This is a genomic window from Serratia sp. NA_13 (assembly GCF_052691735.1).
In genome coordinates this window covers 107,066-133,455 of the sequence record NZ_JBQZFV010000012.1, presented here as the reverse complement: position 1 = coordinate 133,455, position 26,390 = coordinate 107,066, and the positions used below count along the sequence as shown (strand labels likewise).

The following is a 26,390-nucleotide window of genomic DNA, read 5'->3' as shown; positions in this document are numbered from 1 at the left end:
GGCTAGAGACTTGCTTGCAAGAATGTCTAATCGGCTTATATACCCGTCATCTTTCAAGTTGCAGCGTTGTTATCTGCACTCCCCAGTTACTTACTTGAGTAAGCGCCTGAGGATGAGCGAGTTGATCGCCCAACTGCAATTTAAAAGCTATAGGGTATAGCTAGTTGATTTGGTAGCGAGAGCACTTACCTGATGAGTCTTACCATCACCTCTGAACTACTACCGATTGAATGGCACACAGACCCAATATCGACTGACCGATACCATTGCCGAGACGTTTATTTAACCGATAAGCATTAATAATAGAGAACCAAGATGGACATGTTAGAAAGTTTACTGCGCAGTTTTAACACGGATGTGATCAATATTGTTTTTTTAGTCACTATGTTGGGGGTGTTCGGACTGGGAGTCTGGTTTACCAAAAAGGTAAAGCAGATAGAGTTCGTCAACTATGTGCCAACTCTATTAACTACCATGGGTATTTTTGGTACCTTTTTGGGCATCGTGTTGGGCTTGCTTGATTTTAATCAAAATGATATTGAAGCCAGTATTCCACCGTTGCTTGAAGGGCTGAAAACTGCCTTTATTACCAGTTTAGCAGGCATTCTTTTCTCACTTATATTCAAAACATTATCGACGTTTTCTTTTCTCAAACCAAGGTTGGTTGGGGAGAGTATGAGCCACGCAAGCCCAGAGGCCATTCTGGGGGCCTTGCAGGCGCAGGTATTAGAAATCAAAGCTCTCAAAGAGGCTATGGTTGGGGATGAAGTGTCAACTCTGTTTGGCCAACTTAAAATCCTGCGCGGAGATATTAACGATAATGCCAAACTTTCCCTGAACAGTTCTCGGGAGCAAAACGAAAAGCGGCAACATGACTTTGAGGTATTCTCTGAGAAGTTATGGCTTCAACTACAAGACTTTGCTGACACCTTGTCAAAATCTGCTACTGAGCAGGTTATCGAAGCACTCAAGCAAGTCATTCTTGATTTTAACAACAATCTCACAGAGCAATTTGGTGAAAACTTTAAGCATCTCAATGAAGCTGTTCACCTGTTGGTTGAGTGGCAAGATAACTACAAGTTGCAGTTGGAACAAATGCAGCAACAATATGCGCATGGTGTCGAATCTATCACTGCCACTGAGGCCTCGGTCGCTCATATCAGCGAGCAGAGCAGGGTAATTCCTGAATCCATGAATGATTTGAAAAATGTCATGGAAGTGAACCAGCATCAACTCGCTGAACTGGAACGCCATCTTGAAGTATTTAAGGAAATGCGTGATAAAGCTGTCGATGCTGTGCCACAAATCCAGCAACAGGTACAGGCGACTGTTAATGATATTTCTGCGGCAGTTATCACGGCCAGCGAACACTACAAACAGTTGCTCTCTGAGTCGGATGAGTACATCAAAAATCACGTTAATACTTCTAATGATTTGCTGGCGAAATTTACTACTGAGACTGAGAAAGGAATCACCCATGTTAGTGAGAGACTGAAAGAAAGCTCCGAGCGTATCAGTAAAGATGTTGAAATAGCAGCCAACGAATTTACGGACAACACATCTCGTACCAATGAGGCATTGCAAACCAGTTCCGATTATTTGCAAGCTCAAACTGATATAATCAAACAGCACCTACAGGATGCAGTAAGCGATCTTAACAGCGTGATGCGCGACATGATTGAAAAGATCGTTATCGATGCAAAAGAGATGACCTCAACCATGAAAGAGGCCAACCAGAACCTAGTGACCGATACCGTGCAAGTACGCGATACCGTCATTAAGTCTGCGGAAAAACTCCAGTTGCAAGTGAATGAAGTGATTGATGAAGCCGCAACTCAGCAGATCAATCAAGCCAAACGCACTTTCGATGCAATAGAAGTGCAGGTTAAACAACAGGTGGGCTTTACCGCTGAAGCAGTTGATTCCCAGTTGAAGCTGATTGACTCTGCGATGCAGCAAGAAATCAACCGAGTAATGAATGAGATGGGACAGGCACTGGCGCAGGTCAGTGGTAAGTTTGTTGAAGACTACATCAAACTGACCCAGGCGATGAATGAAATTGTGAGTAAGCGAGTAGCATAATGGACAAGCTGTTTGGAACTCGTAATGCCTCACAAGAAAGTGGCGAACATTGGCTAACTGTCTCTGATTTGATGGCCGGTCTGATGATGGTGTTCTTGTTCATTGCCATCGTTTTCATGATGAATACACAGAAGGAAAACGACAAAATCAAGGATGTCGCGGTTGCTTACCAACAGAATCAAGTCGCTATCTACGAGGCGCTACAGGCAGAATTTAAAGATGACCTCAACAAATGGGAGGCAAGCATAGACAAGGAGACACTATCATTCAGTTTTCAGTCTCCTGATGTACTTTTCGCCAATAACGAGACAACCCTAAGTGAAACATACAAAAACATCTTAAATGATTTTTTTCCTAGATATATCGAAGTGCTGAGACCTTATCGTGAATCTCTCAATGAAATTCGGATTGAAGGGCATACATCAAGTGCTGGCCTTCGAGGCGCTACCGAAGCACAGGCTTATTTTTACAATATGCGCTTATCTCAAGGACGAACCCGTGCTGTACTGGAATATGCCTATGCACTGATGCCTGGTGAATCTGATTGGATCAAAGCTAATATTGCAGCAGTGGGTTTTTCGTCATCACGTTTGGTCATGAAAGATGGTGTGGAAGATGAGGCACAATCCCGTCGAGTCTCGTTTAGGGCAATCACCAACTCCGATATTCAAATCAAACGCATCCTGGAGAGCCACTAAGTGAAGCTAACCGTTGATCTCAGCACTTTGCACCGGGCCGTTGCCCCACTTGGAAAGGTAGTGACAGATTTTTCAATCAAGAGCCAATCTGGCGGATGGGTTGATATTGGTGAACACCTTATAAATGGTATGATTTTAGGAAAAGATGTCCAGCTGGATGATATTGATGGTAGCCAAGGGATCCTTCACTGCAATGGCCACCAAGTCATGCTCTATATTCCAGATCAAAGTAGCTTTATTAATCAGGTTCTGACTGATGGAAAGCAAAAAGGTGCTAAACGTGTACACGTTGCAGAATGCAAAACAATCATAGGGATGCGCGAACGTGGAAGGTTTAATGATAGGTATGATGTAATCAATCGAATAGACGGATTGTTCCCAGTCTTTGGTGCTGATTACCATTCACAACAGGATATTAAAGGTGAGGCAGAGCTAGCCGTATGCCAAAATTGTCTCGCCCTCCTTAACCATAAAAATTTTTCAGCTCTAAGCTGGGGAGATAAGACCAAATTTGTTAATGATTTTTCATATGCTAATTTTTTTGAAACTTACAGCTCCTATTTTGAGTCATTACCAAAATCTACAGTAGGAACTCAGTCAGGTGGCTATACACCTGATTGGCCAGCAATTTCATCACAGCTAAGGAATGAGTTAGATTACACATGTGAACAGTGCGGAGTGAATCTCACCGGGAATGCTAAATTACTGCATGTCCACCACATCAATGGTAATAAAGCCGATAATAGCAGGAAAAACTTGCGATCCTTGTGTGCAGACTGCCATAAGAAACAACCACATCATGGGCATTTGTATGTAAGCAATGAAGATACGCAGAAAATTAACGAATATCGGCGTAAACAACATAAGTTTGATGTGTTCAACTATGCAAATATAGTCCAATGTACAGACTCTGCATTAGAGGGATTGGTGATGAAATGCCAATCCACCGCCCTTCCGCAGCCTGAACTTGGTATTACGGTTAATGATGCTGGAAAGATGATTTCACTGGATCTTTGCTGGCCCAGACGAAAAGTTGCGGTGTTGATAAACATGATTAGTGCCCAAAAATTGAGGAAACATGGTTGGAATGTTTTTTCTGCATTTGATGCGTTAAACAATTTCTCTGAGTTTCAAGCAAAAATTAGGTAGTTGTGGGTGTAAGCATCCCGCTTAAACAAACACGAACCATTCGCTTGGCGATATGACTCCCGTTATTTAACGCGAGGCAAAAACTGGCCGATGCCCCTTACTGATTGTGGTAAAAAAACGGAGCGACTCCATATGTACCGGATTCACTGGTTAGCGACAACACGTGGCTGCATCACGGAGCGACGCCAGTCGCCCGGGGTTTGCCCGTAATGGCGTTTAAAACTGCGATTGAAGGACTGCTGCGAGTCAAAGCCGAGTGAGATCGCCACGCTGACGATCGGTTCGCCGCTGTTGGCCAGGCGCTCTGCCGAGACCCTCAGCTTCTGCATGCGAATATATTCTCCCAGTGCGTAACCGGTCTGGCGTTTGAACATTCGTTGCAGGTGCCACTTGGAATACCCCGCGCGGCCCGCTACGGTATTGATATCCAGCTTCTCTTCCAGATTGTTATCAATCCACTCAATCAAATCAGTAATAAAACCCGTGCTGTTCATGCTGACGCTCCCATGACTTGGCAGATAAATCCGCTGCCCGATGCCATTACGTTGCAGCAGTTTCGCATTAAATGCAATTTTTATTATTGCATTTAACAGAGAGGCACTTCTATAATCCGGCCAATTAATGTAACCGATATTGATACATTAATGTGACAACAATGTGTTTCAAAACCTAACCGTTGCGCCAATGACCGGTGCAACCGCTCTGCCGCCGGTCACAGGCCAGGGAAGTTACCCGGATAACAGGGCCGGGTGTATCGCCAGATCGTGCTAACTACTGGAAAGAAAAATAATGCCAAGCCAGCCAAACTCATTGTTCCATTCACACCGTCGCCAAAGCGGCATCGGTATCAGCACACGCCTCTCTGCCGTCGCGTTGCTGGTCGCTCTGCTGGCCGGGTGTGACAACAGCGCCGCTCAAAATGCGGCTCCCCCGCCACCGGCCGTCAGTACCGCCGACGTGGTGATAAAACCCATCAGCCAATGGGATGCTTTTAACGGTCGCATCGAGGCGGTGCAAAGCGTCCAGCTACGGCCACGGGTTTCCGGCTATATCGATAAAGTGAATTACACCGAAGGCGATGAAGTGAAAAAAGGTCAGGTGCTGTTCACCATCGACGATCGTACCTACCGCGCCGCTCGTGAGCAGGCACAGGCCGAACTGGTTCGGGCACGCAATCAGGCGGCACTGGCCCGTAGCGAATCCGGCCGTACCGAGAAACTGATCGGCAGCCAGGCGATATCGACCGAAGTGTGGGAACAACGCCGCTCCTCTGCCGCGCAGGCGCAGAGCAACGTATTGGCGGCTCAGGCCCAGTTCGATCTGGCGCAACTGAACCTCGACTTTACCCGGGTGATTGCACCGATTGACGGGCGAGCCAGCCGCGCAATGATCACCGCCGGCAACCTGGTGACCACCGGCGACAGTGCCAGCGTACTCACCACGCTGGTGTCGCTCGATAAGGTTTACGTCTATTTCGACGTCGATGAAGCCACTTTTCTGCGTTACCAAAACGATGGGCGGCGCACGACAAAACTGCCGGTGAAGGTCGGGTTGGTCGGCGAAGACGGCTATCCGCATCAGGGCATTGTTGATTTTACCGACAACCAGCTGAACGCCAGTACCGGCACTATTCGCATGCGCGCCCTGCTGGAAAACGCTGAGCGCCGCTTCACTCCAGGGCTATTCGCCCGGGTGCAGATGCCCGGCAGTGCCGAGTTCAATGCCATGTTGATTAACGATAAATCGGTAATGACCGATCAGGATCGCAAGTTTGTTTATATCGTCGATAAGGACGGCAAGGCGCAACGACGCGATATCGAAGTGGGCCGGGTGGCTGACGGGCTACGTATTGTACAGAAGGGGCTGGCTGCCGGTGACCGGGTGATCGTCGACGGTATGCAAAAAGTGTTTATGCCGGGTATGCCCGTCGCTGCCAAAAACGTGGCGATCAACGCCGACGCTTCCGCACTCAACTAAGCCCCAATAAAGGATCCTGATCCATGGACTTTTCCCGTTTTTTCATCGACCGGCCGATATTTGCCGCGGTACTGTCGATTCTGATTTTTGTCGGCGGTGTTATTGCTATCCCGCTGCTGCCGATCAGTGAATATCCGGACGTGGTGCCGCCCAGCGTGCAGGTACGTGCCCAATACCCCGGCGCTAACCCGAAAGAGATCGCTGAAACGGTGGCAACCCCGCTGGAAGAGGCGATCAACGGCGTCGAAAACATGATGTACATGAAGTCGGTGGCTGGTTCTGACGGCGTGCTGGTCACCACCGTCACCTTCCGCCCAGGAACAGATCCCGATCAGGCACAGGTGCAGGTACAAAACCGCGTGGCGCAGGCCGAAGCACGTCTGCCTGAGGACGTGCGGCGGCAAGGGGTAACGACCCAGAAGCAATCCCCGGCCCTGACGCTGGTGGTCCATCTGGTTTCCCCTTCCGGTAAATACGATTCGCTCTACCTGCGCAACTACGCCACTCTGAAGGTCAAGGATGAGCTGGCTCGTTTGCCCGGTATCGGCCAGGTACAGATTTTCGGTGCCGGTGAGTACGCCATGCGTATTTGGCTCGATCCGAACAAGGTTGCCTCACGTGGGCTGACCGCCTCTGATGTGGTCTCTGCCATGCAGGAGCAGAACGTACAGGTTTCTGCCGGGCAACTGGGTGCGGAACCGATGCCGACCCGCAGCGATTATCTGCTGTCGATCAATGCGCAGGGTCGCCTGCAGACCGAGGAAGAGTTCGGCAATATTATCCTCAAGAGCGGCGACAACGGTGAAGTCGTTCGCCTGCGCGACGTCGCACGCATTGAAATGGGCTCCGGCAGCTACGCGCTACGTGCCCAGCTCAATAATAAGGACGCAGTAGGGATTGGTATCTTCCAGGCTCCGGGGGCCAATGCCATAGAATTGTCCAACGCGGTGCGGGCTAAAATGGCCGAGTTGTCGACCCGCTTTCCGGACGGCATGAGCTGGCAATCCCCGTACGACCCAACGGTATTCGTGCGCGATTCGATTCGCTCAGTGGTAGATACTCTGTTCGAAGCAGTGCTGCTGGTAGTTCTGGTGGTCATTCTTTTTCTGCAAACCTGGCGGGCGTCGATCATTCCCCTGCTGGCCGTGCCGATCTCAATCGTCGGTACCTTTGCGGCACTCTATTTGTTGGGTTTTTCGCTCAACACCCTGAGCCTGTTCGGACTGGTGCTGGCCATAGGTATCGTGGTCGATGATGCCATCGTGGTGGTGGAAAACGTCGAGCGTAATATCGAAGAGGGCCTGTCACCGCTGGCGGCAGCGCACCAGGCAATGCGTGAAGTATCCGGCCCGATTATCGCCATCGCCGTCGTGCTGTGCGCAGTGTTCGTACCGATGGCGTTTCTGTCCGGCGTCACCGGTCAGTTTTATAAACAATTCGCCGTGACTATCGCCATTTCGACCGTAATCTCGGCGATCAACTCGCTGACCCTGTCACCGGCGTTGGCGGCGTTGCTGTTGAAACCGCATGACGCGCCGAAGGACCTGCCATCACGCCTGATTGATCGCTTGTTCGGCTGGCTGTTCCGTCCGTTTAATCGCTTCTTTGCCAGCAGTTCACAACGTTATCAACGTGGGGTTTCCCGGGCGCTGGGCAAACGCGGCGCGGTATTTGTGGTGTATGTGCTGCTGCTGTGCGCCGCCGGGGTGATGTTTAAAACCGTGCCCGGTGGATTCATCCCGACTCAGGACAAGCTTTATTTGATTGGCGGCGTGAAAATGCCGGAGGGCGCGTCACTGGAGCGTACCGACGCGGTGATACGCAAGATGAGCGCCATCGGCCTGAGCGTCGACGGGGTGACGGATGCGGTCTCCTTCCCCGGGCTGAATGCATTACAGTTTACCAATACGCCCAACACCGGCACCGTGTTCTTTGCGCTGGAGTCGTTAAGCACCCGTACCCGCAGCGCGGCGCAGATCAATGCCGAGATTAACGCCAAGATTTCACAGATCCAGGAAGGGTTTGCGTTCTCGATTATGCCACCGCCTATCCTCGGTATCGGCCAGGGTTCCGGTTACTCACTGTATATTCAGGACCGTGCCGGCCTGGGCTATGGCGCGCTGCAAACAGCAATCAACACCATGTCGGGCACGATCATGCAAACGCCGGGCATGGGATTCCCGATCTCGTCCTATCAGGCCAACGTACCTCAGCTGGACGCGAAAATTGACCGCGACAAGGCCAAGGCGCAAGGGGTGCCGCTCAATGCCCTGTTCAGCACCTTGCAGACCTATCTCGGTTCGTCTTATATCAATGACTTCAACCGTTATGGCCGCACCTGGAAGGTGATGGCGCAGGCCGACGGTCAGTTCCGCGACAGCGTGGAAGATATCGCCAACCTGCGCACCCGCAACGATAAAGGGGAAATGGTGCCAATTGGCAGCATGGTCAGCATCAGCACCACTTACGGCCCAGATCCGGTGATCCGCTACAACGGTTTCCCAGCGGCAGACCTGATTGGTGATGCCGATCCGCGAGTACTGTCATCGTCGCAGGCCATGAGTGAACTGACGGCCATGGCCAACAAGCTGTTGCCGAACGGCATGAACATTCAGTGGACCGATCTGAGCTATCAGCAGTCCACCCAGGGTAACGCGGCCATTATTGTCTTCCCGGTGGCAGTGCTGCTGGCCTTCCTGGCGCTGGCAGCCTTGTACGAAAGCTGGACGCTGCCATTGGCGGTGATCCTGATCGTGCCGATGACCATGCTGTCGGCTCTGTTTGGGGTCTGGCTGACCGGCGGTGACAACAACGTGTTCGTGCAGGTGGGGCTGGTGGTATTGATGGGCCTGGCCTGTAAAAACGCCATTTTGATCGTCGAGTTCGCCCGTGAACTGGAGCTACAGGGCAAAAGCATTATGGAAGCGGCACTGGAAGCCTGTCGTCTGCGACTGCGGCCGATTGTAATGACCTCCATCGCCTTTATCGCCGGGACTATTCCATTGATCCTCGGACACGGCGCCGGTGCCGAAGTACGCGGCGTCACCGGCATCACGGTATTTTCCGGCATGCTGGGGGTCACACTGTTCGGGCTTTTCCTGACTCCGGTGTTCTACGTTACTCTGCGCCGTATGGTGACACGTAAAACGCGGCAACCCGTGGCGGAATAATTCATCTGCCACGGCCATAAAAAAAGCCCGGTTTTTATACCGGGCTCAGACAGATGACAAACCTCATTCCTGCCCAGAGCGAGTAGAGGCCGATAAATAAAAATCCGGAAAATCAATTTATTGATTTTCGGCTGCTCACCACAAAGCAGGAAAAACCACGCTTTTTCCTGCTTTGTCAGCAACCTAAGCCCGGTTTTTATACCGGGCTTTTCTTTGTCTTATTCTTTATACCGCATCTACCGCAGACTATTTTTCTGCTGTCTCTTCGTCTTTCTTGTCTTGCATTGCATAGGCCGCGCAGGCTCGCTTATCGCCCCGCTCCAACTCTGCCAGAGAATCCGCTACCGTGTAGCCCGCCAGTACGTTCAGCGATGCCTCTTCCACCTCGTTTACCACCGACTTGAAATACCAGCAGGCGTTGGCACTGACCAGGCAACGCGCCGGCCCTTCCGGTCGGGCGGCCCAAATGCGTTTATCATCAATAACGGCCAGATAGATATCCCGCAAGGTGATCTGCTCCGCCGGGCGGCCCAGGTGAATCGAACCGTTACGGCCCAAGGTCGAAACAATGATGCCATTTTTGGTCAGTGGCACCATCAGCTTGCGGATAAAACTCGGGTTGGCTTCCAGACCGGCGGCAAGCACCGCACTGGTCGAACGCACGCCCAGCTTCTCAGCCACGGCCACGCTAAGTACCATTTGCATTGCAGTCGGAAAGCGAAAATCTAACATGTTTTTATCTCTGTCTCCGGGAGACCAAATGCCTGGACTGGGCCGGTGTGAGATGACGTCATCACACCCACTCAACTGCACAATAATATAACAAACACTGTTGCACTATTGAAGGTATGCCCGGATAAATCGCACGGATACATTAGGTCGGGAATCGCGTCAGAACTGGCCTACGGGGAAAACCTACCGACATTATACCCAATGAATTTCACGTTGCAGCTAGGCGCCCAGCTCACTCATCCCCAGGCGCTTACTTAAGTAAGTAACTGGGATGACAAATCTGCCGGGAGCAGATTTGAACGCTGCTAGCAGCGGCCCCAAAGGGGTGTGGCCCATGGACGGGCCACATAACTGAGTGCAGGTAACAACGCTGCAACTTGAAAGGCGACGGGTATAGAATGCAGAAACCCGCGTCAATATTAATGCCGCTCGCTTAACTGCGTTAAACGATTGGAACTAACACTGTCCGCGGGTTTAATTCTTGTCTGTTGATTAGGCTTTGTTCAGCACCAGTTGGCCGCTTTTATCCAGCGGGATCTGGGTGCCGGGATCGTGATCCATGCGGATCTTGCCCTGCTGAGTGCCAATCTTGTAGGTCACGTCGTAACCCAGCATTTTCTGTGATTTGTCGTAGACCGTTCTGCAACGCTGCTGCGTGCTGGTGGTGCTGTCGTTATTCTGCATCGCACCCTGCACCTGGTTACCGGCGTAACCGCCGCCCAAGGCACCCACCACCGTCGCCACATCACGACCACGACCGCCGCCGAACTGATGGCCAATAACGCCACCGGCTACTGCACCCAGAACCGAACCGGCAATGCGGTTCTCATCCTGCACTGGCGCACGATGAGTGACGGTCACATTGCGGCATTCCTGACGCGGTGTTTTGATGGTTTCTTTGATCGGCGTTGCAGCAATTACCTGCGCGTATTGCGGACCAGAAGAAAAAACATCAAGACTGGCCACCGCAGCAATACCCAGTGCTGCTGCAATACCAATACCCACACCGGCTAACATTGACTTGTTCACAGGAAATCCTCCTGAAAGTGTTACCACGCATTTGTACCGGGGATTTTACCGACATTGCACCGCGCTTATTATTTTGCGCATTGGCGGCACGTGGTATTCCGGTTTACGGCGTGCGCGACGCGCCGTCTGTAAACAAGATAAAGTCTGCACAATGTTCCAGAACCTCGCAATAAGACAATGCGACCAATGATGCTGAAAATCGCCCTTAGCCCCAGTGTTTAGGAGGAATCTTAAGACTTTTACCCATACTCACGGGACATTGTGCTGAACAATCAGCCCGTCACTGCCCTATCGCACGGGGAGCGGCATAAAAAAACCCACGCGGGCGAACCGGCGTGGGTGGGTCAAGATCGGCAACTGTTAGTGCATTTTCAACCGCGGGCGGATCACCCGATTGATACCGCCGACCAACATCATCAGGCCGGTTTTAATATACCCGTGTAAAGCCACCTGGTGCATGCGGTACAGCGAGATGTAGACGAAGCGCGCAATGCGGCCTTCTACCATCATCGAACCACGCATCAGGTTGCCCATCAGGCTGCCAACGGTGCTGAAACGGGACAGAGACACCAGCGAACCATGGTCTTTATACACGTAAGGCTTCAGCGTCTGGCCGTTCATCAGCGCCAGAATGTTGGTGAAGCAGCGTGATGCCATCTGGTGCGCCGATTGGGCGCGTGGTGGCACAAAACCACCGCCCTCTTTCGGACAGGAGGCACAGTCACCGATAGCGAAGATATTCGGATCTCGCGTGCTCTGCAGCGTAGGTTCCACCACCAGCTGATTAATGCGGTTGGTTTCCAGACCGCCGATGTCCTTCATAAAATCCGGTGCCTTGATACCGGCCGCCCACACCATCAGATCGGCATCGATAAATTCGCCGCCCTTGGTATTCAGACCTTTGGCATCCGCGCTGGTAACCATGGTGTTGGTCAATACGCGTACACCCAGCTTGTTCAGTTCCTGATGCGCAGCGGCCGAAATACGCGGCGGCAACGCAGGCAGAATACGCTCGCCCGCTTCGACCAGCGTCACATTCAGTGCGCTGTTGTCCAGGCCCTCAAAACCATAGCTGTGCAGTTGCTTCACCGCGTTATGCAGCTCTGCAGACAGTTCCACACCGGTGGCACCACCGCCGACGATGGCGATATTCACCCGCTCTTTTTGCCCCGGCTGTGCAGAGAACTTGAGGAACAGGTTCAGCATTTCGTTGTGGAAACGACGTGCCTGGTGGGGGTTGTCCAGGAAGATACAGTGATCTTTCACGCCGGCAGTACCGAAATCGTTAGAGGTGCTACCCAGCGCCATTACCAGGATGTCGTAAGGCAGTTCGCGTGCAGGAACCAGTTCAGCACCGTGCTCGTCGCAAATTTGCGCCAACTGCAGGGTTTGCGTTTCGCGATTAATGTTGGTCAGCGAGCCCAACTGGAAGTTGAAAGAGTGATTGCGTGCGTGTGCCAGGTAGCTCAGCGCGTCGACGCCGTCATCAAGGGAACCGGTTGCTACTTCATGAAGCAAAGGCTTCCACAGATGGCTGTGATTGCGGTCTACCAGCGTGATTTCTGCTTTGTGCTTACGACCGAGTTTATGGCCCAGGCTGGTCGCCAGTTCCAGACCACCGGCACCACCGCCGACAATGACGATTTTTTTCTTTGGCGTTGTCAAAATGACCCCCTAAATGTGAACCAATTGTTACCTAAGGGTAAATAAATAATATCCTTAGAATACATAGGGTTCGCTTAAAATAAACCTGCTATCTGAAGCCAGAATAGCATGTGGGGTTATTTGGTCATACCAAAATTGATGTACATCAAACTTTTTTGGTTAAAGCCTGGACGAAGGGAAATTTTGAGGATTGTGATTCAAATAGTTAGCGCGAGATCACAGTTTTAAATTTTGTCCCCCAATGGGAAAAACGGGGCTTTTAGGTAAAAAAATGCCGCAATTTTTGCCTGTTAAGGACAATCATTGCGGCGCTTTCAGGCGTTATGAAACTGTTAAGGCAGGGTCTTGAATGCCTTGATGCGCTGCAGATGTGGCGACAGGTTTTTAAACTTGTGGGTCTGCTGTTCATCCCAGACAATTTCATAGTACTTGTGCAACAGTTCAGCACTGAGTTGGCTGTCCAGCACCTCGTCGTGGCGGGAAAGCACCGCCAGACAGCGATCGCGATTTTTCTCACGGAAGTCCTCAACGCACTTGGTGGCGATATCGCGATACTCTTCCGGCCGGTCGATTTTGCCTTGCATATGTTGTTCAGGAGACAAATTGGGGTTGAAGATCACCTGGCGGATACCGCACAGAAAGCCGATACGTTCGGCCCAAAAACCCCCGAGGCCCACCCCGCAGATCAGCGAATGTTTGTCGCCGCCCTGCTGAACCGCCTTGTCCACTTCTTTCAACAAATGCTGCATGTCATGGCGTGGGTGCAAAGTGCTGTAACTGATAAAGCGTACGTCAGGATCGATAAACTGCAGCTGTAACACCTTCTCATGATTGCCGGGACTGGTGGAATCAAAGCCATGTAAATAGATAATCATCTGGATCCTCGCAACAAACAGAGGGCCGCGCCGCAGCCCTCATCATTTACGCCGCACTACGACGTCCTGGGTTCACCCCGCATTACGCTGCTTGTGCTCTTCCCAGCGTTCGCTGAGCGCATTCAACTCTTTATGCGCCTGTTGCCAGCGCGCAGAGTCACGCAGCTCCTGACGGGTGAACTGACCGCGATGATATAACCGTTTCACCCGCTCTGCTTTGACCGGGGACAGGTTATCCAGCACGCTGACCGCCCCTGCACGGCTATTACATACCAGGATCATGTCGCAGCCCGCATCCAATGCGGCCTGGCCGCGCTCGGCATAACTCCCCATAATCGCCGCCCCTTCCATTGACAGATCGTCCGAGAAGATAACGCCGTCAAAACCCAATTCCTGGCGCAGGATCTGTTTCAGCCAGTAAGGCGAGCCGCTGGCCGGACGTGGGTCTGCTTCAGTATAGATGACGTGTGCCGGCATCACGGCGTCCAGCAACTGACGGTTAATCAATTCACGGAAGATCGCCATATCATGTTCGCGGATCTCAGCCAACGGGCGCGGATCGCGGGGGGTTTCTTTGTGCGAATCCGCACTGACGGCACCGTGGCCAGGGAAATGCTTGCCGGTGGTTTTCATTCCGGCGCTGTGCATGCCCTGAATGAAACGCTCGGCCATCATCAGCGCCTGTTGCGGATCGCTGTGGAACGAGCGCTCGCCAATCGCCGCGCTGACGTGGCCAATATCCAGCACCGGCGCGAAGCTGATATCGATATCCTGCGCGATCATTTCCGCCGCCATCAGCCAACCGGCTTCCTGTGCCAGACGCCCACCCTCATGCGCTTCGTTTAATGCGGCGAAAGACTGCGCTGCTGGCAGACGGGTGAAACCTTCCCGGAAGCGCTGCACGCGGCCGCCTTCCTGATCCACAGCCACCACCAGCCGATGGTGAGAAGCCTCGCGGATTTGGCGTACCAGCTCACGCAGCTGTTGCGCATCGTGGAAATTGCGGGTGAACAAGATCAGGCCACCCACCAGCGGGTGTTTCAGGATCTCACGTTCTTCCGCGTCCAGCTCATAGCTGGCGACATCTAACATTACTGGGCCCACGGCCACCTCACTTCACTTTATTCAGAACATGGGGATGTTAAACAAAAACGCCGGTGCAACACTGCGCCCCAACGCAAAATTCGGGATCGCCGGTTTGTTGCCAGCGCACTTCAAACCATAACAGCATCAGATAATCTACCCACGGCAACCAACGCTGCACCTGTGCGCTCAGCAGAGGTAAATTTGAGTAGCCGATGCGGGCATAATGCCGTAAAAATTGCTGTTGTTCGGCTGGCGACCAGGCATTGCTGCGAAACAGTGCGGCGATGTCCAGCGCGATATCCCCGTCGGCCGCATACTCCCAGTCAATCAGCCGCAAACCTTGACCCTGTGCGATCAGATTGCCCGGATGAATATCCATATGCAGGGGAGCCAGTTTTAGCGGCGCTGGGGACCGACAGCGCAGAAAACGCTGATGCAGCTTTAACCAGGCGGGTGTCAGGCGTCGGGGATCCAGCTGCTGCCAGTAACGAGTAAACTGTCGATGCAGGCTCAGCGGGTAACCACAGGGCGGCCGTTGATGTAAACCGGCCATCAACTCAGCCAGGCGGCCTCCCTCATTCAACCGAGCAAAATCCGCTGAAGTGACAACGTCACCATTAAGCCATTGCAAAATAATCCACTGATTATTTTGCGCTAAAACCTGTGGGCCGATGTCCTTACCGACACGAGATAACACCCGCGCCTCACGCCGACGACTGACGCCCAGCGCGCTTTTCTCTGGGCTTTGCTGACGCGCCAACAGTTGCACACCTTCGCCTTCAATACGCCAACTTTCGCCGGTCAGGCCCTGCACCGGGCTAAAACGACAACCGGCGGTTTTCACCGCCGGCAGTTCGTGCTCAATCAGTCTTCGCAGTTCGGCTTCAGTGTGTAACGGCGCCATTGCCTGACCAGACGATTTCACCACTTTGCACCAGCATCAATTGCATATCCAGCGTAGGTGACTTCACATCACCACTGACGTCGCTGTACAGCACATACTGCGCGCTAACGATACGCGCCAGACCAATCGCCTTGCTGCGTGAACCCAGGCTGTCATCTGCCGACAGGCCCAGCGTCTGTTTGGCAGTAACCAACTGCGCTTCCGGCACGATGGTGAAGGTTTTATTTGATGCCAAAGCCTTGTGCAGTGCGGAAGTCGCTTTCGCAGTCTGCAACGCACCGTTGGTGTTGTTCTTCACGCTGTCGAGCAGCAACACGCTGCCCGGATTAACGCCATCAGCTTTCAGCATCTGATTGACCAGCGGCTGTACGCTGCTCAGCCAATCGAGCTGCTGGATCTTTGGCGGTTGCGGGACAGGTTCAGTCACCGGTGGCTGCGGTTCTTCGGTCACCGGTGGCGTTACCGGCTCAACGGTTACCGGCGGTTGCGGTTGTTCCGGTTCCGGTGGGCGCGACAGACAGCCGGTTAATACCAACGCGGCCAGCGCGACAAATAGATACTTTTTCATTAATCCCTCTCTCAATGAACCAAGAGTTTACAAGAATAAATACAGACGCACGCGCTTGGCATCGAGGTTGCCATTGAGCGAGTAAATAGTGGCGTCTGAATTTGGCGCAATAGTGATGGTGCGCGGCGCTTCAAAAGGCCGGATATCCAGCCCCTGATCGTCATACCAGTAGAAGCGATAGCGCACCGTAACCGGCGTTGGTTGACTGTTGCTGAGCTCCGAGGTCGCCATCACTCGTCCGGAAGCATTCGAAATCGACGGATTGTCAGCCAGAATGCCCGCGGTCAGCACCGGCGAATCCATCACTACCGTCTGGCGTTCGTTAACCGCAATGCCACGCGGGCTACTACAGCCCATCAGTATGATGGCGGGCAACGTCAGCGTCATCAGACAACGCAGGGTTTTGCTATAGCGCATTATTTTCCTCAATTAGCGTGACAGCAGCGGCCCCAATGAGCGGCCACCGACCAAATGCATATGAATATGATAGACCTCTTGGCCGCCATGACGGTTGCAATTGATAATCAGGCGGTAGCCGTCTTCGGCTATACCTTCCTGCTCGGCGATCCTGGCGGCGGCGGTGATCATACGGCCCAGAGCGGCTTCGTGCTCAACAGTAACGTCGTTGATGGTGGGGATCAGCACATTGGGTACGATCAGAATATGGGTCGGGGCCTGAGGTGAAATATCACGGAAAGCGGTGACCAGTTCGTCCTGGTAGACCACATCAGCAGGGATTTCACGGCGGATAATTTTACTGAAAATCGTTTCTTCGGCCATCTGGCGTTCCTTGTAGAGGAAAATAAGCTGTACGCAGTATGAGTGACAAATTCTACTGCTTTCAACCTGATTGCGCACTTTCCGCGTTGAGTGATGCAGAATCAGACAACCATTCAGGGAAATCTCGCCGATGTCAGCGTTGCCCGCGGCATTCATCTGATTTTTTTCACTTTGGTTATTCACTATTGTTGCTTTACTTGTCTGTTGCCGCCGCCAATAGTAACCCTATGATTAAAAAAGGATAGGTGACAACATGCGATGCAAAACCCTGGTGCTGGGCGCGCTGCTGCTGTGCGGCCATGCAGCGGCTGAAACCAAAAGCATTATTGACCTGCAGGCTAATCAGCAACATTTGCGTGCAGCAAAAAACCCAGCCGCGATGGCACTGATCCCGGCTAATTACCCTTTCGCCGTACCGGGCAAGCTGACCATAGCGGTGGCGTCTGAAAATTCTCCGCCACTGGCGCTGTTTGCCGAAGACAATAAAACGCTGATTGGCAGCGATCCGGATATTGCACAACTGGTGGCGGACAGCCTGGGGCTGGAACTGAATCTGGTGCCTACCTCCTGGGAAGACTGGCCACTCGGGATCAGCTCGGGCAAATACGATGCCGCTATTTTCAATATTGCCGTCACCAAGCTGCGCAAAACCAGGTTTGATTTCGCCACCTACCGCGTGGATACGCTGGGTTTTTATGTGAAATCCGCCAGCAAAATCACCTCCATCAACCAACCTGCGGACATTGCCGGGCTACGGGTTATTGTCGGCTCGGGAACCAATCAGGAAAATGTCCTGCTTGGTTGGGATAAACAGAACCGCGCAAACGGCCTGGCACCGGTGAAGCCGATTTATGTCACCGATGACGCCGCTGCTAACCTGAGCATTCAGTCTGGACGCACCGATGCATTCTTCGGCCCCCACTCTACCGGCACCTACAAAGCGGCACTGACCGGCAAAACCAAAATGGTCGGGATTGGACCGAACGTGGCCTATGTGGCAGTGACCACCAAAAAAGATAACGGCCTGGTTGCGGCCATCAACGCCGCCATCAATGGGGTGATCGCCAGTGGCGAGTATGGGCAGGTGCTGGATCGTTGGGGCGAACACGATGAGAAGGTCCCACGCTCAACCATCAACCCGCCGGGCATTGGCGACTAATCTTCTATCAACTGTGGTGCGTGCGCGCGCATCCAGTTGGCTAAAGAGTCGAGCGTCGGCCCGACAGAAACCCCGGCGCTGGGCAAGCTTGGGTTGAAGGATGTCGATGAGCAAACACTGCGCGACGAGATCCGCGCACTGGTGCCGATCGGCCGCATGAGGACGGCGCTGGAATTGGCCAAGGCGGCGGTGTTTTTGGCGTCTGACGAGTCCGCCTTTATGGTAGGCAGTGAGTTGCTGATCGACGGTGGCGTGGGGAATTTGTAATAACTCGCGGCAAGTTACCAGGGGTTACCCTTAGTCAAAAAGTCGTGACAGCGAGACTGCACGGCTTATCGGTCAGCCCAGACCGGGAATAGCAACGCCGAAGGTCTGCAGCAGTAACACCATGTTGAGCAAAAGAATAATCACCGTCCCGATAATTGACACCAGGCTGGTCAGGCGACTATTGACAAATTCGCCCATAATGTCGCGACGGCGGGTGAACATCACTAAAGCAATCATCGGCGCCGGCAGCGCCAGACTCAGTACCACCTGGCTGTAAACCAGTGCATCGGTGGCATTAACCCCTAACGCAACCACGATGAACGCCGGGATCATGGTCACCATGCGGCGTATCCAGACCGGAATGCGGAAACCGACAAACCCCTGCATGATCATCTGGCCCGCCATGGTACCCACCACCGAGCTGGAAATACCGGAGGCAATCAACGACATCAGGAAGATACCGGCGGCGGCGGCGCCAAACAGTGGCGTCAGCGTGTGGTAGGCCGTACCAATTTCTGCCACATCACTGTTACCGGCATGGAAGGCGCTGGAGGCCATAATCACCATGGCGATATTCACCAACCCGGCGATAGACAGCGCAATCACCACCTCAATGTTGGAAAAACGTAGCAATTTACGGCGCTCGCCGCTGTCACTGCCCGGCGCACGGTGCTGGGTCAGGCCCGAGTGAAGGAAGATGGCATGCGGCATCACGGTGGCACCAATGATACCGACGGCAATAGTCAGCGCCTGTGCATCCGGCAATTGCGGGGTAACCATACCAATGCCCGCTGCCGCCCAATCGACCGGTACGATAAACATTTCGACCAGATAACACAGCGCAATCACCGCGACCAGGCCGCCAATCATCAGTTCCACCGGACGAAAGCCTTTCTTCTCAACCATCAGCAAGGCATAGGTGATCACCGCCGTCACTCCCATTCCTGGCAGCAGCGGCATATGGAACAGTAATGCCAGCGCTATCGCACCGCCCAGAAACTCCGCCAGATCGGTAGCCATTGCCGCTACCTCACTGAGCAGCCACATACCAATGACCACCGGACGAGAAAATTGGTCGCGGCACATCTCTGCCAGATTACGACTGGTGACGATACCCAGCTTGGCCGACAACGCCTGAAACAACATGGCGATCAGGTTAGCCATCACCACCACCCACAGCAGGCTGTAACCGTATTTCGAACCGGCCTGAATATTGGTGGCGAAATTACCCGGGTCCATATAGGCAATAGAGGCAATCACAGCTGGCCCGGCGAACAGTAGCGGCGTGAATGCACCACGCTTGCGCCCGGCAAGTGCGTTACCTATTGCCGCATTGGTTCGTTCGGTTAACGATGTGGTGGTTGCCGCATCACGCATGATTTACCCTCAATCTTTTTCTGGTTATTTTTCACCCAACACTCACAGCAATGTAGCATCGGCTACACTTTATGCAAAATGGAAGATTAACTGCCTTTGTGTACAAATATTTCTTATTGTCATCTTGTCATCGAATACGCCAGCCGAATTGATAATGCGTCGTCTTTGGACTAACGTATGGCGGGACTGCATTAACCTGCAACTTACTGGTTTATCGTTTAAAGGACGTCTCCGACTATGGCAACAAGCGCACCAGACGACGCCGAACGCCCCGTGGTGGCTGAAATGCCGGATGAGGCTGAACATGCCCTGCGCTTCACCCGCGCTCGTGAGGCGCAATCCAATGCGCTGATCGAGGACTATGTTGAGCTGATCGCCGACCTGCTGGTCACCACCCGCGAAGCCAGGACCACGGATATCGCCAAACGCTTCGGCGTATCGCACCCTACCGCGATCAAAAACATCGCCCGACTGAAAAGTGCCGGTCTGGTGGAGTCACGCCCTTATCGTGGGGTTTTTCTGACCGAAGAAGGTGAACAATTGGCGCAGAAGGTACGGCGTCGCCACCGGATTGTGGTTGATCTGCTGGTATGCCTGGGAGTACCGAATGAAACGGCGGAGCTGGACAGCGAAGGGATTGAACATCACATTTCTAACGACACCCTGGCGGTGTTTGAACAGTATCTGCAAAAGCACGCAGTAAAATAAATTCTCGCCAATAAAAAAGGGAGGCTTTCGCCTCCCTCAAAACTCCCCTGCCTGAATTAATGATTACGGATGTATTCGTCCATATCGGTTTTCAGGTTGTCAGATTTGGTACCAAAGATAGCCTGAACGCCCGAGCCTGCGACAACGACGCCGGCAGCACCCAGTTTTTTCAGATCAGCCTGGTCAACCTTGCTCACGTCCGCCACGCTAACGCGCAGACGGGTGATACAGGCATCCAGGTTGGTGATGTTATCTTTACCGCCAAAGGCCTGAACCAGCGCCGCAGACATTTCGGAACCGCCCTGCGCAACCTGCTCAGAAACCGTATCTTCACGGCCTGGGGTTTTCAGATCCAGCTTGGCAATCAGCACGCGGAAGATGGTGTAGTACACCAGACCGTAGATGATACCGACGATTGGGAACAGCCAGATTTTGCTGCTGTTGCCGCTCAGGACGATAAAGTCGATCAGACCGTGTGAGAAGCTGGTGCCGTCACGCATCCCCAACAGGATACAGATCGGGAACGCCAGGCCAGCCAGGATGGCATGGATTGCGTACAGGATCGGCGCAACGAACATGAAGGAGAACTCGATCGGCTCGGTGATACCGGTCAGGAAAGAGGTCAGCGCAGCGGAGATCATGATACCGCCGACTTTAGCGCGGTTTTCCGGCTTGGCTGAGTGCCAGATGGCAATCGCCGCAGCAGGCAGACCGTACATTTTGAACAGGAAGCCACCGGACAGTTTACCCGCAGTTGGGTCACCCGCCATATAACGTGGAATATCGCCGTGGAACACCTGGCCCGCTGCGTTGGTGTATTCACCAATTTGCATTTGGAACGGCACGTTCCAGATATGGTGCAGACCGAACGGCACCAGCGAACGTTCAACCACGCCGTAGATACCAAACGCCACTACCGGGTTCTGATAAGCCGCCCACTGGGAGAAGGTCTGGATAGCCGTACCGATTGGAGGCCAGATAAAGGAAAGCACTACGCCCAGAACGATTGCCGCCAGGCCGGAGATAATCGGCACAAAGCGCTTACCGGCAAAGAAGCCCAGATATTCCGGCAACTGAATGCGGAAGAAACGGTTAAACATATAGGCCGCGATGGAGCCGGAGATAATCCCCCCGAGCACACCGGTATCCGCCAGGTGTTTGGCCGCAATTTCTTCAGCCGGCAGGTGCAGTACCAGCGGTGCAACCACCGCCATGGTTTTCACCATGATGCCGTAAGCCACTACCGCAGCTAACGCGGAGACGCCGTCGTTATTGGTGAAGCCCAGGGCAACACCGATGGCAAAAATCAGCGGCATGTTGGCGAAAACGGAACCGCCGGCTTCCGCCATCACGTGTGAGACTACCGCCGGTAGCCAGCTAAAGTTGGCGGAACCGACGCCCAGCAGGATACCTGCGATAGGCAATACGGATACCGGCAGCATTAGCGACTTACCTACTTTTTGCAGGTTTGCAAATGCGTTCTTGAACATAGTTGAGTGTGCTCCTGAGTAATAGTGCTTTGCTACTTTTCGCGATTCTTCGCGTTGCAAGGGGGGGAGAAAAACCCCTGCAATTCAGGGTGTCTGAGCACCCCTTGAATTATTACGCAGAGTAAAATAAATAGACTGCGCAATGTTTGATGACAGTCACGTTTCGATGAACAAAACCGGGTATTTTTCTTACATCGCCTATTTTTTGGTAAAAATGAGCGAAAAACGCCCGCACTTCGCCCGAAAAACGGGTGAGAACATTACCCGTTTCGGCAATTAATTACGAGCTTAAAAAGAATTCAGATTTCGTTAATCACAGCTATAGCCTAGGTCAAAGATTAGAGTTCGATGTGAAATAAGCGTGAAAAGTTGGCGGTGGTGGCTTCGGCCAGTGTTTCCAGGCTCACACCCTTTAATACCGCCATGTATTCAGCCACATCACGCACATAGGCAGGTTGGTTTTCTTTGCCGCGATGCGGCACCGGAGCCAGATACGGTGAGTCGGTTTCCACCAGAATACGATCCAGCGGCACATAGCGCGCCACTTCACGCAGTTGTTCTGCATTGCGGAAGGTCAGGATTCCGGAGAAAGAAATATAGAACCCCAGATCCAGCAACGCCTCTGCGGTAGCGCAATCTTCGGTGAAGCAGTGCAGCACACCGCCACAGTCCTGGGCATTTTCTTCACGCAGAATAGCCAGTGTGTCTTCTCGCGCATCGCGGGTATGCACGATCACCGGCTTGTTCAGATCGCGACCGATACGAATATGTTCACGGAACGACGCTTGCTGCAACTCAAGATTGTCTTTCTGATAGAAGTAGTCCAGCCCGGTTTCACCCAGTGCCACCACTTGCTCTGCTGCTGCCAAACGGCGCAGCTCAGCGTAGTCGTAGCCACCTTCCAGATTGAGCGGATGCACCCCGCAGGAGAAGGCGACGTCATCGCGTTGGCCAATCAATTGCGTCATCGCCTGATAGCCCGGCAAAGTGGTGGCCACCGCCAGCACGTAACCGACGTCGCGCGCTTTGGCCTTCGCCAAAGCATCATCCACATTTTGATGCAGCGTTTGGTAATCCAGGCCGTCGAGGTGACAATGAGAATCTACTAACAACATAATATTTAACTCTTTTACAGCGAATGGGGGTGAGAATAGCCGGTAGCGCCAAGCAACTGCTCCCAGCCAAGTAACTGTTCGGTCAGCAGCAGTTCACGGTTAACGCCGACGACACCAAGCAACTGATGGCGACAATGCAGCCATTGCTGCACGGCTTGCTGCAGCGACGTACTGCTCAGACGGCTGGCCAGTTGATGCACCAGCGGTTGCTGATCCTGGTTCAGAACAAAGCTGGCGGCACCCTGCTGCCACTTCATGGCGTCCATCAGCAATGAACATAGCCAGTGAAGCCGCTCAGCGACGTCTTCGTGATTCAATACCGGCAACAACGACAACATGTCGTGCTGCGGCAAAGCGGCGCTCAGGGCCGTGCACAACACGCTACGCTGTTGCCAACGTTCCGGCTGGAGCAATTGCTCTGCGGCCAACGGCGCACCGTCATGCAGGCGCAAGGCAGTCAGGAGATCAACCTGATTACCCGGCGTCTGTCGATTCAGCCATTGCAGGCTGAGCGGTTCGTCCGGACTGGCGAGATGCCAGTACAAACAACGGCTGCGTAACGTCGCCAGCAACCGTGATGGCTCGCGGCAGCTCAGCAGAAAATAGGTTTTTTCCGGCGGTTCTTCCAGCGTTTTCAACAGGGCATTAGCGGCAGCCTCGGTCAGCAACTCCGCCTGTGGCAACCAAATCACCTTGGCACCGCCCTGCTGCGCATGAGAATAAAGGACATCAATCAGCTGGCGGATGGGTTCCACCCCCAGGCTGCTTCTACCTTTTTCCGGCGTCAACACGTGGTAATCCGGGTGATTTCCCGCCAGCATCAACCGGCAGCTATGGCATTCACCGCAGCTTTTCTCACCGTTGCGACGTTGACAGATCAGCCAACGGCTCAGGCCATAAGCCAGCGCATCCTCACCATGGCCCACAGCAGCATGCAATAACAGAGCGTGATGTCCACGCCCGGTAGCATATTGCCCGACCAACTGCCGGTAAGGGGTATTCAGCCACGGGTACCAGTTCATTACACGCCTTCCTGCTGCTGTAACCATTGGCTGACGCAATGACGAATCGTCGCCGTCACCTGGTCAAGCGATTGAGAAGCATCTACGGTGATGATGGACGCATCTTGCGCCGCCAACTCCTGATAACGTGCGCGGGTACGTTCAAAGAATGGCAGTGCTTCCTGCTCGATACGATCCAGTTCGCCCCGTGCTCGGGCACGCTGCAGACCCACTATCGGCGGCAAATCCAGGTAAAGCGTCAGGCCAGGACGAAAATCCCCTAATACCGTGTCACGTAGCGAGGCCATAAGTTGTTGATCCACACCCCGACCGCCGCCCTGGTAGGCTTGAGAAGACAGGTCGTGACGATCGCCAACCACCCAGGCGCCACGTGCCAACGCCGGTTTGATCACCGTTTCCACCAACTGTACACGAGCCGCATACAGCATCAGTACCTCGGCCTTGATGGTCGGCAATTCACCATCCACGCCGCGTTTGAACAGGTCGCGCAGCTTTTCCGCCAGCGGCGTACCGCCAGGTTCACGGGTAAATGCAATGTCGTTGATGCCGTGCTCGCGCAGTACGTCGACTACGGTATCGCGTGCAGTCGTTTTGCCCGCACCTTCAAGCCCTTCGATAACCACGAATTTACTTTTCATTCTTTTCCTTTAACGCCTGGCGATAGGCACGCACCGCCTGATTATGGCTGGCCAGGTTAGTGGTAAATTGATGCCCGCCCTTACCGTCGGCAACAAAGTACAAATAAGGCGTCTTCGCCGGCTTGGCAGCGGCTTCCAGTGAAGCCTGGCTCGGCATGGCAATCGGCGTTGGCGGCAGACCATTGATCACGTAGGTGTTGTACGGCGTCGGCGTTTCCAAATCCTTGCGGGTAATATTGCCATTATAAGCCTCGCCCATGCCGTAGATCACCGTCGGGTCGGTCTGCAAACGCATGCCAATACGCAGGCGATTTATGAATACCGAGGCCACTTTGGTCCGTTCTTCCGGCACCGCAGTCTCTTTCTCAATGATTGAGGCCATGGTCAGCAACTCTTCCGGCGTTTTGTAAGGCAGGCTGGCTTCACGGCCCAGCCAGGCGCTCTCCAGCGCTTTAATCATACGCAGGTGGGCACGCTTCAACAGGGCCATATCGGTCATGCCTGCGGTGTACAGATAGGTATCCGGGTACAGCCTCCCTTCCGGGTTGGCGCCTTCTGGCAAGCCCAGCGCCTCGGCAATTTCCGCCTCGCTTTTACCAGCCAAGGTATGCTTGAGGTATTTTGACTGTTGCAGCACCAGCAGCCAGTCCCGCAGGCGGGAGCCTTCAATAAAGCGTGCGCTGAATTGGGCTTCTTTACCGCTGGCCAACAGTTTAAGCATTTGACGCACCGTCATACCCGGCGTAAAGCGATAGGTTCCGGCCTTAAACTCGGCTAATTCCGGCTCCAGGCGCAACAACCATGGGAACCACTGGCCATTGCGGATCAGTTTGTCTCGCACCAGCAGCCCCTCCAGGGCCACCCGACCGGTCCCTGCCGGCAGTTTGAAAATGGCTTCCTGCTGGATCGCCAATGGCGTATCCGCGAAGCGTTCAACCTTCTGGTAGCCCCAAAACAGCAGGCCCAATACCAGAACAACAATAATAGAAACGAACTTCAGCTTTCTTTTCTTCATCAATCAGCCATCGTTAACAGTGTGGGCGCAAAACATCATAAAGTTGGCGTGAAGGGTAACACCATGATTGCACAGTATTGACCGGCAGCAACGGCATTAACGCATTGCTCACCAGCACTTCTTCAGCATCGGCCAGCGTCTCTAGAGGTTCGCTGACACAATGCAGCGAGTATTCACTGCCCGCCAGCAGCTCAATAACCCGGCGACGCATCAACCCAGCCACGCCTGCCTGGCTTAAATCTGGCGTAAATACTGCTTTTCCCTTACGCCAGAACAAATTAGCCGCACAGCATTCCACCAGCATACCGGCAGTGTCAAGCACCAGCGCCTCGTCGGCGGTTGTCTGGTCAAGATGCGTGCGGATCAACACCTGCTCCAAACGATTCAAATGCTTCAGCCCAGCCAACAGCGGGTTGCGTCCCAGCGCTACCGGGCTGAGCGTCAGGCTGATGCCCTGCTCTCGCCATGGCAAATAGTGCATGGGATAGGTGCTACGAGAGACTATGCGTGTGGGGGCCTCACACCCTTGCGGGCTGTATCCCCTGCCACCGCTGCCGCGTGTCAGTATCGCTTTGACCACGCCCAAAGGGATAGATTCTGCCGCGCGCACCATTTCATCTTTCAAAGCGTTCCAGTCGCAAGGCGGCAGCATCAACCGCTGCGCTGCCAACTGTAGCCGCTCGATATGCCAGGGCAGCAGGTCTATTTTCCCCTCAGTCACCCGGGCGGTAGTGAAACAGCCGTCACCAAACTGCAAGCCGCGATCGCTTGGCGCTAACACATCGTGTTGATGCCCATTAATCCAGTACATAGACTCCCCCTGACCGCTTTGGTATCACTACAGAATAACAGGCGCAGGTGCCGTTAGCCGCAGCTTGCCGTTT

23 protein-coding genes and 2 pseudogenes are annotated in these 26,390 nt (G+C 53.4%); 8 read left to right on the top strand and 17 right to left on the bottom strand.

Features of this window, described 5'->3' with window-relative positions:
- Positions 1 to 315 precede the first annotated feature (315 nt).
- Genes ACUTSU_RS16830 through ACUTSU_RS16820 form a run of 3 tightly spaced genes read left to right on the top strand, consistent with a single transcriptional unit; the run spans position 316 to position 3,929 of the window.
- A complete protein-coding gene (locus ACUTSU_RS16830) occupies positions 316 to 2,082 on the top strand; it encodes a hypothetical protein (protein ID WP_445654424.1) in 1,767 nt (588 codons plus the stop codon).
- The gene (locus ACUTSU_RS16825; protein ID WP_445654423.1) at positions 2,082 to 2,780 is read left to right on the top strand and encodes an OmpA/MotB family protein; all 699 of its coding nucleotides are present in this window, start codon (positions 2,082 to 2,084) and stop codon (positions 2,778 to 2,780) included. Before ACUTSU_RS16830 ends, ACUTSU_RS16825 begins: the two co-directional genes overlap by 1 nt.
- A complete protein-coding gene (locus ACUTSU_RS16820) occupies positions 2,781 to 3,929 on the top strand; it encodes an HNH endonuclease (protein ID WP_445654422.1) in 1,149 nt (382 codons plus the stop codon).
- Between the two features lie 143 nt (positions 3,930 to 4,072).
- On the opposite strand, the gene ACUTSU_RS16815 is transcribed toward ACUTSU_RS16820, so the two are convergent.
- The gene (locus ACUTSU_RS16815; protein ID WP_445654421.1) at positions 4,073 to 4,423 is read right to left on the bottom strand and encodes a helix-turn-helix domain-containing protein; all 351 of its coding nucleotides are present in this window, start codon (positions 4,421 to 4,423) and stop codon (positions 4,073 to 4,075) included.
- Positions 4,424 to 4,718: 295 nt separating this feature from the next.
- Here ACUTSU_RS16815 and ACUTSU_RS16810 point away from each other — a divergent pair, with 295 nt between their 5' ends.
- Positions 4,719 to 5,906, top strand: coding sequence for an efflux RND transporter periplasmic adaptor subunit (locus tag ACUTSU_RS16810; protein WP_445650850.1), 1,188 nt, complete (start codon positions 4,719 to 4,721; stop codon positions 5,904 to 5,906).
- A 23-nt stretch (positions 5,907 to 5,929) separates the two neighbouring features.
- Complete coding sequence (gene sdeB, locus ACUTSU_RS16805) at positions 5,930 to 9,076, top strand: multidrug efflux RND transporter permease subunit SdeB (RefSeq protein WP_445650849.1); 3,147 nt, start codon at positions 5,930 to 5,932, stop codon at positions 9,074 to 9,076.
- A gap of 246 nt (positions 9,077 to 9,322) precedes the next feature.
- On the opposite strand, the gene ACUTSU_RS16800 is transcribed toward sdeB, so the two are convergent.
- From ACUTSU_RS16800 to hinT, 9 genes and pseudogenes are all read right to left on the bottom strand, one after another.
- Positions 9,323 to 9,808 (bottom strand): RrF2 family transcriptional regulator, encoded by a 486-nt coding sequence (locus ACUTSU_RS16800; protein ID WP_445650848.1) that lies wholly within the window; start codon positions 9,806 to 9,808, stop codon positions 9,323 to 9,325.
- A gap of 492 nt (positions 9,809 to 10,300) precedes the next feature.
- Positions 10,301 to 10,837, bottom strand: coding sequence for a glycine zipper 2TM domain-containing protein (locus ACUTSU_RS16795; RefSeq protein WP_174352701.1), 537 nt, complete (start codon positions 10,835 to 10,837; stop codon positions 10,301 to 10,303).
- A gap of 360 nt (positions 10,838 to 11,197) precedes the next feature.
- Positions 11,198 to 12,502, bottom strand: coding sequence for an NAD(P)/FAD-dependent oxidoreductase (locus ACUTSU_RS16790; protein ID WP_445650847.1), 1,305 nt, complete (start codon positions 12,500 to 12,502; stop codon positions 11,198 to 11,200).
- A gap of 332 nt (positions 12,503 to 12,834) precedes the next feature.
- The gene (gene ycfP / locus ACUTSU_RS16785; protein WP_017892435.1) at positions 12,835 to 13,377 is read right to left on the bottom strand and encodes an alpha/beta hydrolase YcfP; all 543 of its coding nucleotides are present in this window, start codon (positions 13,375 to 13,377) and stop codon (positions 12,835 to 12,837) included.
- A 72-nt stretch (positions 13,378 to 13,449) separates the two neighbouring features.
- Positions 13,450 to 14,469 carry a beta-N-acetylhexosaminidase gene (gene nagZ / locus ACUTSU_RS16780; RefSeq protein WP_445650846.1) on the bottom strand — a complete coding sequence of 340 codons (1,020 nt, stop codon included), beginning with the start codon at positions 14,467 to 14,469 and terminating at the stop codon, positions 13,450 to 13,452.
- Between the two features lie 29 nt (positions 14,470 to 14,498).
- A pseudogene (gene thiK, locus ACUTSU_RS16775) lies at positions 14,499 to 15,367 on the bottom strand (thiamine kinase).
- The gene (gene lpoB, locus ACUTSU_RS16770; protein WP_445650845.1) at positions 15,348 to 15,935 is read right to left on the bottom strand and encodes a penicillin-binding protein activator LpoB; all 588 of its coding nucleotides are present in this window, start codon (positions 15,933 to 15,935) and stop codon (positions 15,348 to 15,350) included. Before lpoB ends, thiK begins: the two are co-directional and overlap by 20 nt.
- A gap of 27 nt (positions 15,936 to 15,962) precedes the next feature.
- Complete coding sequence (locus ACUTSU_RS16765) at positions 15,963 to 16,352, bottom strand: YcfL family protein (protein WP_445650844.1); 390 nt, start codon at positions 16,350 to 16,352, stop codon at positions 15,963 to 15,965.
- A 12-nt stretch (positions 16,353 to 16,364) separates the two neighbouring features.
- On the bottom strand, positions 16,365 to 16,715 hold the full coding sequence (hinT, locus tag ACUTSU_RS16760) for a purine nucleoside phosphoramidase (protein ID WP_026142310.1): 351 nt from the start codon (positions 16,713 to 16,715) through the stop codon (positions 16,365 to 16,367).
- Between the two features lie 253 nt (positions 16,716 to 16,968).
- Here hinT and ACUTSU_RS16755 point away from each other — a divergent pair, with 253 nt between their 5' ends.
- Together ACUTSU_RS16755 and ACUTSU_RS16750 are read left to right on the top strand one after the other, a co-directional pair.
- Complete coding sequence (locus tag ACUTSU_RS16755) at positions 16,969 to 17,874, top strand: ABC transporter substrate-binding protein (protein ID WP_445654420.1); 906 nt, start codon at positions 16,969 to 16,971, stop codon at positions 17,872 to 17,874.
- Between the two features lie 51 nt (positions 17,875 to 17,925).
- Positions 17,926 to 18,141, top strand: a pseudogene (locus ACUTSU_RS16750) (SDR family oxidoreductase); the annotation flags it as partial.
- A gap of 72 nt (positions 18,142 to 18,213) precedes the next feature.
- Here ACUTSU_RS16750 and ACUTSU_RS16745 read toward each other — a convergent pair.
- Positions 18,214 to 19,518, bottom strand: coding sequence for an Nramp family divalent metal transporter (locus ACUTSU_RS16745; protein WP_445650842.1), 1,305 nt, complete (start codon positions 19,516 to 19,518; stop codon positions 18,214 to 18,216).
- Positions 19,519 to 19,755: 237 nt separating this feature from the next.
- Here ACUTSU_RS16745 and mntR point away from each other — a divergent pair, with 237 nt between their 5' ends.
- The gene (gene mntR / locus ACUTSU_RS16740) at positions 19,756 to 20,226 is read left to right on the top strand and encodes a manganese-binding transcriptional regulator MntR (protein WP_261095170.1); all 471 of its coding nucleotides are present in this window, start codon (positions 19,756 to 19,758) and stop codon (positions 20,224 to 20,226) included.
- Positions 20,227 to 20,282: 56 nt separating this feature from the next.
- Here the strand turns inward: mntR and ptsG are convergent, their stop codons facing one another.
- The 6 genes from ptsG to pabC form a co-directional block, all read right to left on the bottom strand.
- A complete protein-coding gene (ptsG, locus tag ACUTSU_RS16735) occupies positions 20,283 to 21,716 on the bottom strand; it encodes a PTS glucose transporter subunit IIBC (protein WP_445650841.1) in 1,434 nt (477 codons plus the stop codon).
- Positions 21,717 to 22,054: 338 nt separating this feature from the next.
- Positions 22,055 to 22,831, bottom strand: coding sequence for a metal-dependent hydrolase (locus tag ACUTSU_RS16730; RefSeq protein WP_012006337.1), 777 nt, complete (start codon positions 22,829 to 22,831; stop codon positions 22,055 to 22,057).
- 14 nt (positions 22,832 to 22,845) lie between these two features.
- Complete coding sequence (holB, locus tag ACUTSU_RS16725; RefSeq protein ID WP_445650839.1) at positions 22,846 to 23,853, bottom strand: DNA polymerase III subunit delta'; 1,008 nt, start codon at positions 23,851 to 23,853, stop codon at positions 22,846 to 22,848.
- Entirely contained in the window at positions 23,853 to 24,491 is a 639-nt protein-coding gene (gene tmk, locus ACUTSU_RS16720) for a dTMP kinase (protein ID WP_445654419.1), read from the bottom strand. Before tmk ends, holB begins: the two co-directional genes overlap by 1 nt.
- The gene (gene mltG / locus ACUTSU_RS16715) at positions 24,481 to 25,506 is read right to left on the bottom strand and encodes an endolytic transglycosylase MltG (RefSeq protein WP_445654418.1); all 1,026 of its coding nucleotides are present in this window, start codon (positions 25,504 to 25,506) and stop codon (positions 24,481 to 24,483) included. The genes tmk and mltG overlap by 11 nt, the downstream gene beginning before the upstream one ends.
- Positions 25,507 to 25,519: 13 nt before the next feature.
- Positions 25,520 to 26,317: an aminodeoxychorismate lyase gene (gene pabC / locus ACUTSU_RS16710; RefSeq protein ID WP_445650836.1), complete on the bottom strand. Its 798-nt coding sequence runs from the start codon at positions 26,315 to 26,317 to the stop codon at positions 25,520 to 25,522.
- Positions 26,318 to 26,390: the final 73 nt, after the last annotated feature.

Coding starts and splice junctions, on each gene's coding strand:
- lpoB (WP_445650845.1), bottom strand. CDS start 15,935: ATGAAAAAGTATCTATTTGTCGCGCTGGCCGCGTTGGTATTAACCGGC.
- nagZ (WP_445650846.1), bottom strand. CDS start 14,469: ATGTTAGATGTCGCCAGCTATGAGCTGGACGCGGAAGAACGTGAGATC.
- ACUTSU_RS16815 (WP_445654421.1), bottom strand. CDS start 4,423: ATGAACAGCACGGGTTTTATTACTGATTTGATTGAGTGGATTGATAAC.
- ycfP (WP_017892435.1), bottom strand. CDS start 13,377: ATGATTATCTATTTACATGGCTTTGATTCCACCAGTCCCGGCAATCAT.
- pabC (WP_445650836.1), bottom strand. CDS start 26,317: ATGTACTGGATTAATGGGCATCAACACGATGTGTTAGCGCCAAGCGAT.
- ACUTSU_RS16730 (WP_012006337.1), bottom strand. CDS start 22,831: ATGTTGTTAGTAGATTCTCATTGTCACCTCGACGGCCTGGATTACCAA.
- ACUTSU_RS16765 (WP_445650844.1), bottom strand. CDS start 16,352: ATGCGCTATAGCAAAACCCTGCGTTGTCTGATGACGCTGACGTTGCCC.
- tmk (WP_445654419.1), bottom strand. CDS start 24,491: ATGAAAAGTAAATTCGTGGTTATCGAAGGGCTTGAAGGTGCGGGCAAA.
- holB (WP_445650839.1), bottom strand. CDS start 23,853: ATGAACTGGTACCCGTGGCTGAATACCCCTTACCGGCAGTTGGTCGGG.
- mltG (WP_445654418.1), bottom strand. CDS start 25,506: ATGAAGAAAAGAAAGCTGAAGTTCGTTTCTATTATTGTTGTTCTGGTA.
- ACUTSU_RS16745 (WP_445650842.1), bottom strand. CDS start 19,518: ATGCGTGATGCGGCAACCACCACATCGTTAACCGAACGAACCAATGCG.
- sdeB (WP_445650849.1), top strand. CDS start 5,930: ATGGACTTTTCCCGTTTTTTCATCGACCGGCCGATATTTGCCGCGGTA.
- hinT (WP_026142310.1), bottom strand. CDS start 16,715: ATGGCCGAAGAAACGATTTTCAGTAAAATTATCCGCCGTGAAATCCCT.
- ACUTSU_RS16825 (WP_445654423.1), top strand. CDS start 2,082: ATGGACAAGCTGTTTGGAACTCGTAATGCCTCACAAGAAAGTGGCGAA.
- ACUTSU_RS16810 (WP_445650850.1), top strand. CDS start 4,719: ATGCCAAGCCAGCCAAACTCATTGTTCCATTCACACCGTCGCCAAAGC.
- ACUTSU_RS16800 (WP_445650848.1), bottom strand. CDS start 9,808: ATGTTAGATTTTCGCTTTCCGACTGCAATGCAAATGGTACTTAGCGTG.
- ptsG (WP_445650841.1), bottom strand. CDS start 21,716: ATGTTCAAGAACGCATTTGCAAACCTGCAAAAAGTAGGTAAGTCGCTA.
- ACUTSU_RS16755 (WP_445654420.1), top strand. CDS start 16,969: ATGCGATGCAAAACCCTGGTGCTGGGCGCGCTGCTGCTGTGCGGCCAT.
- mntR (WP_261095170.1), top strand. CDS start 19,756: ATGGCAACAAGCGCACCAGACGACGCCGAACGCCCCGTGGTGGCTGAA.
- ACUTSU_RS16830 (WP_445654424.1), top strand. CDS start 316: ATGGACATGTTAGAAAGTTTACTGCGCAGTTTTAACACGGATGTGATC.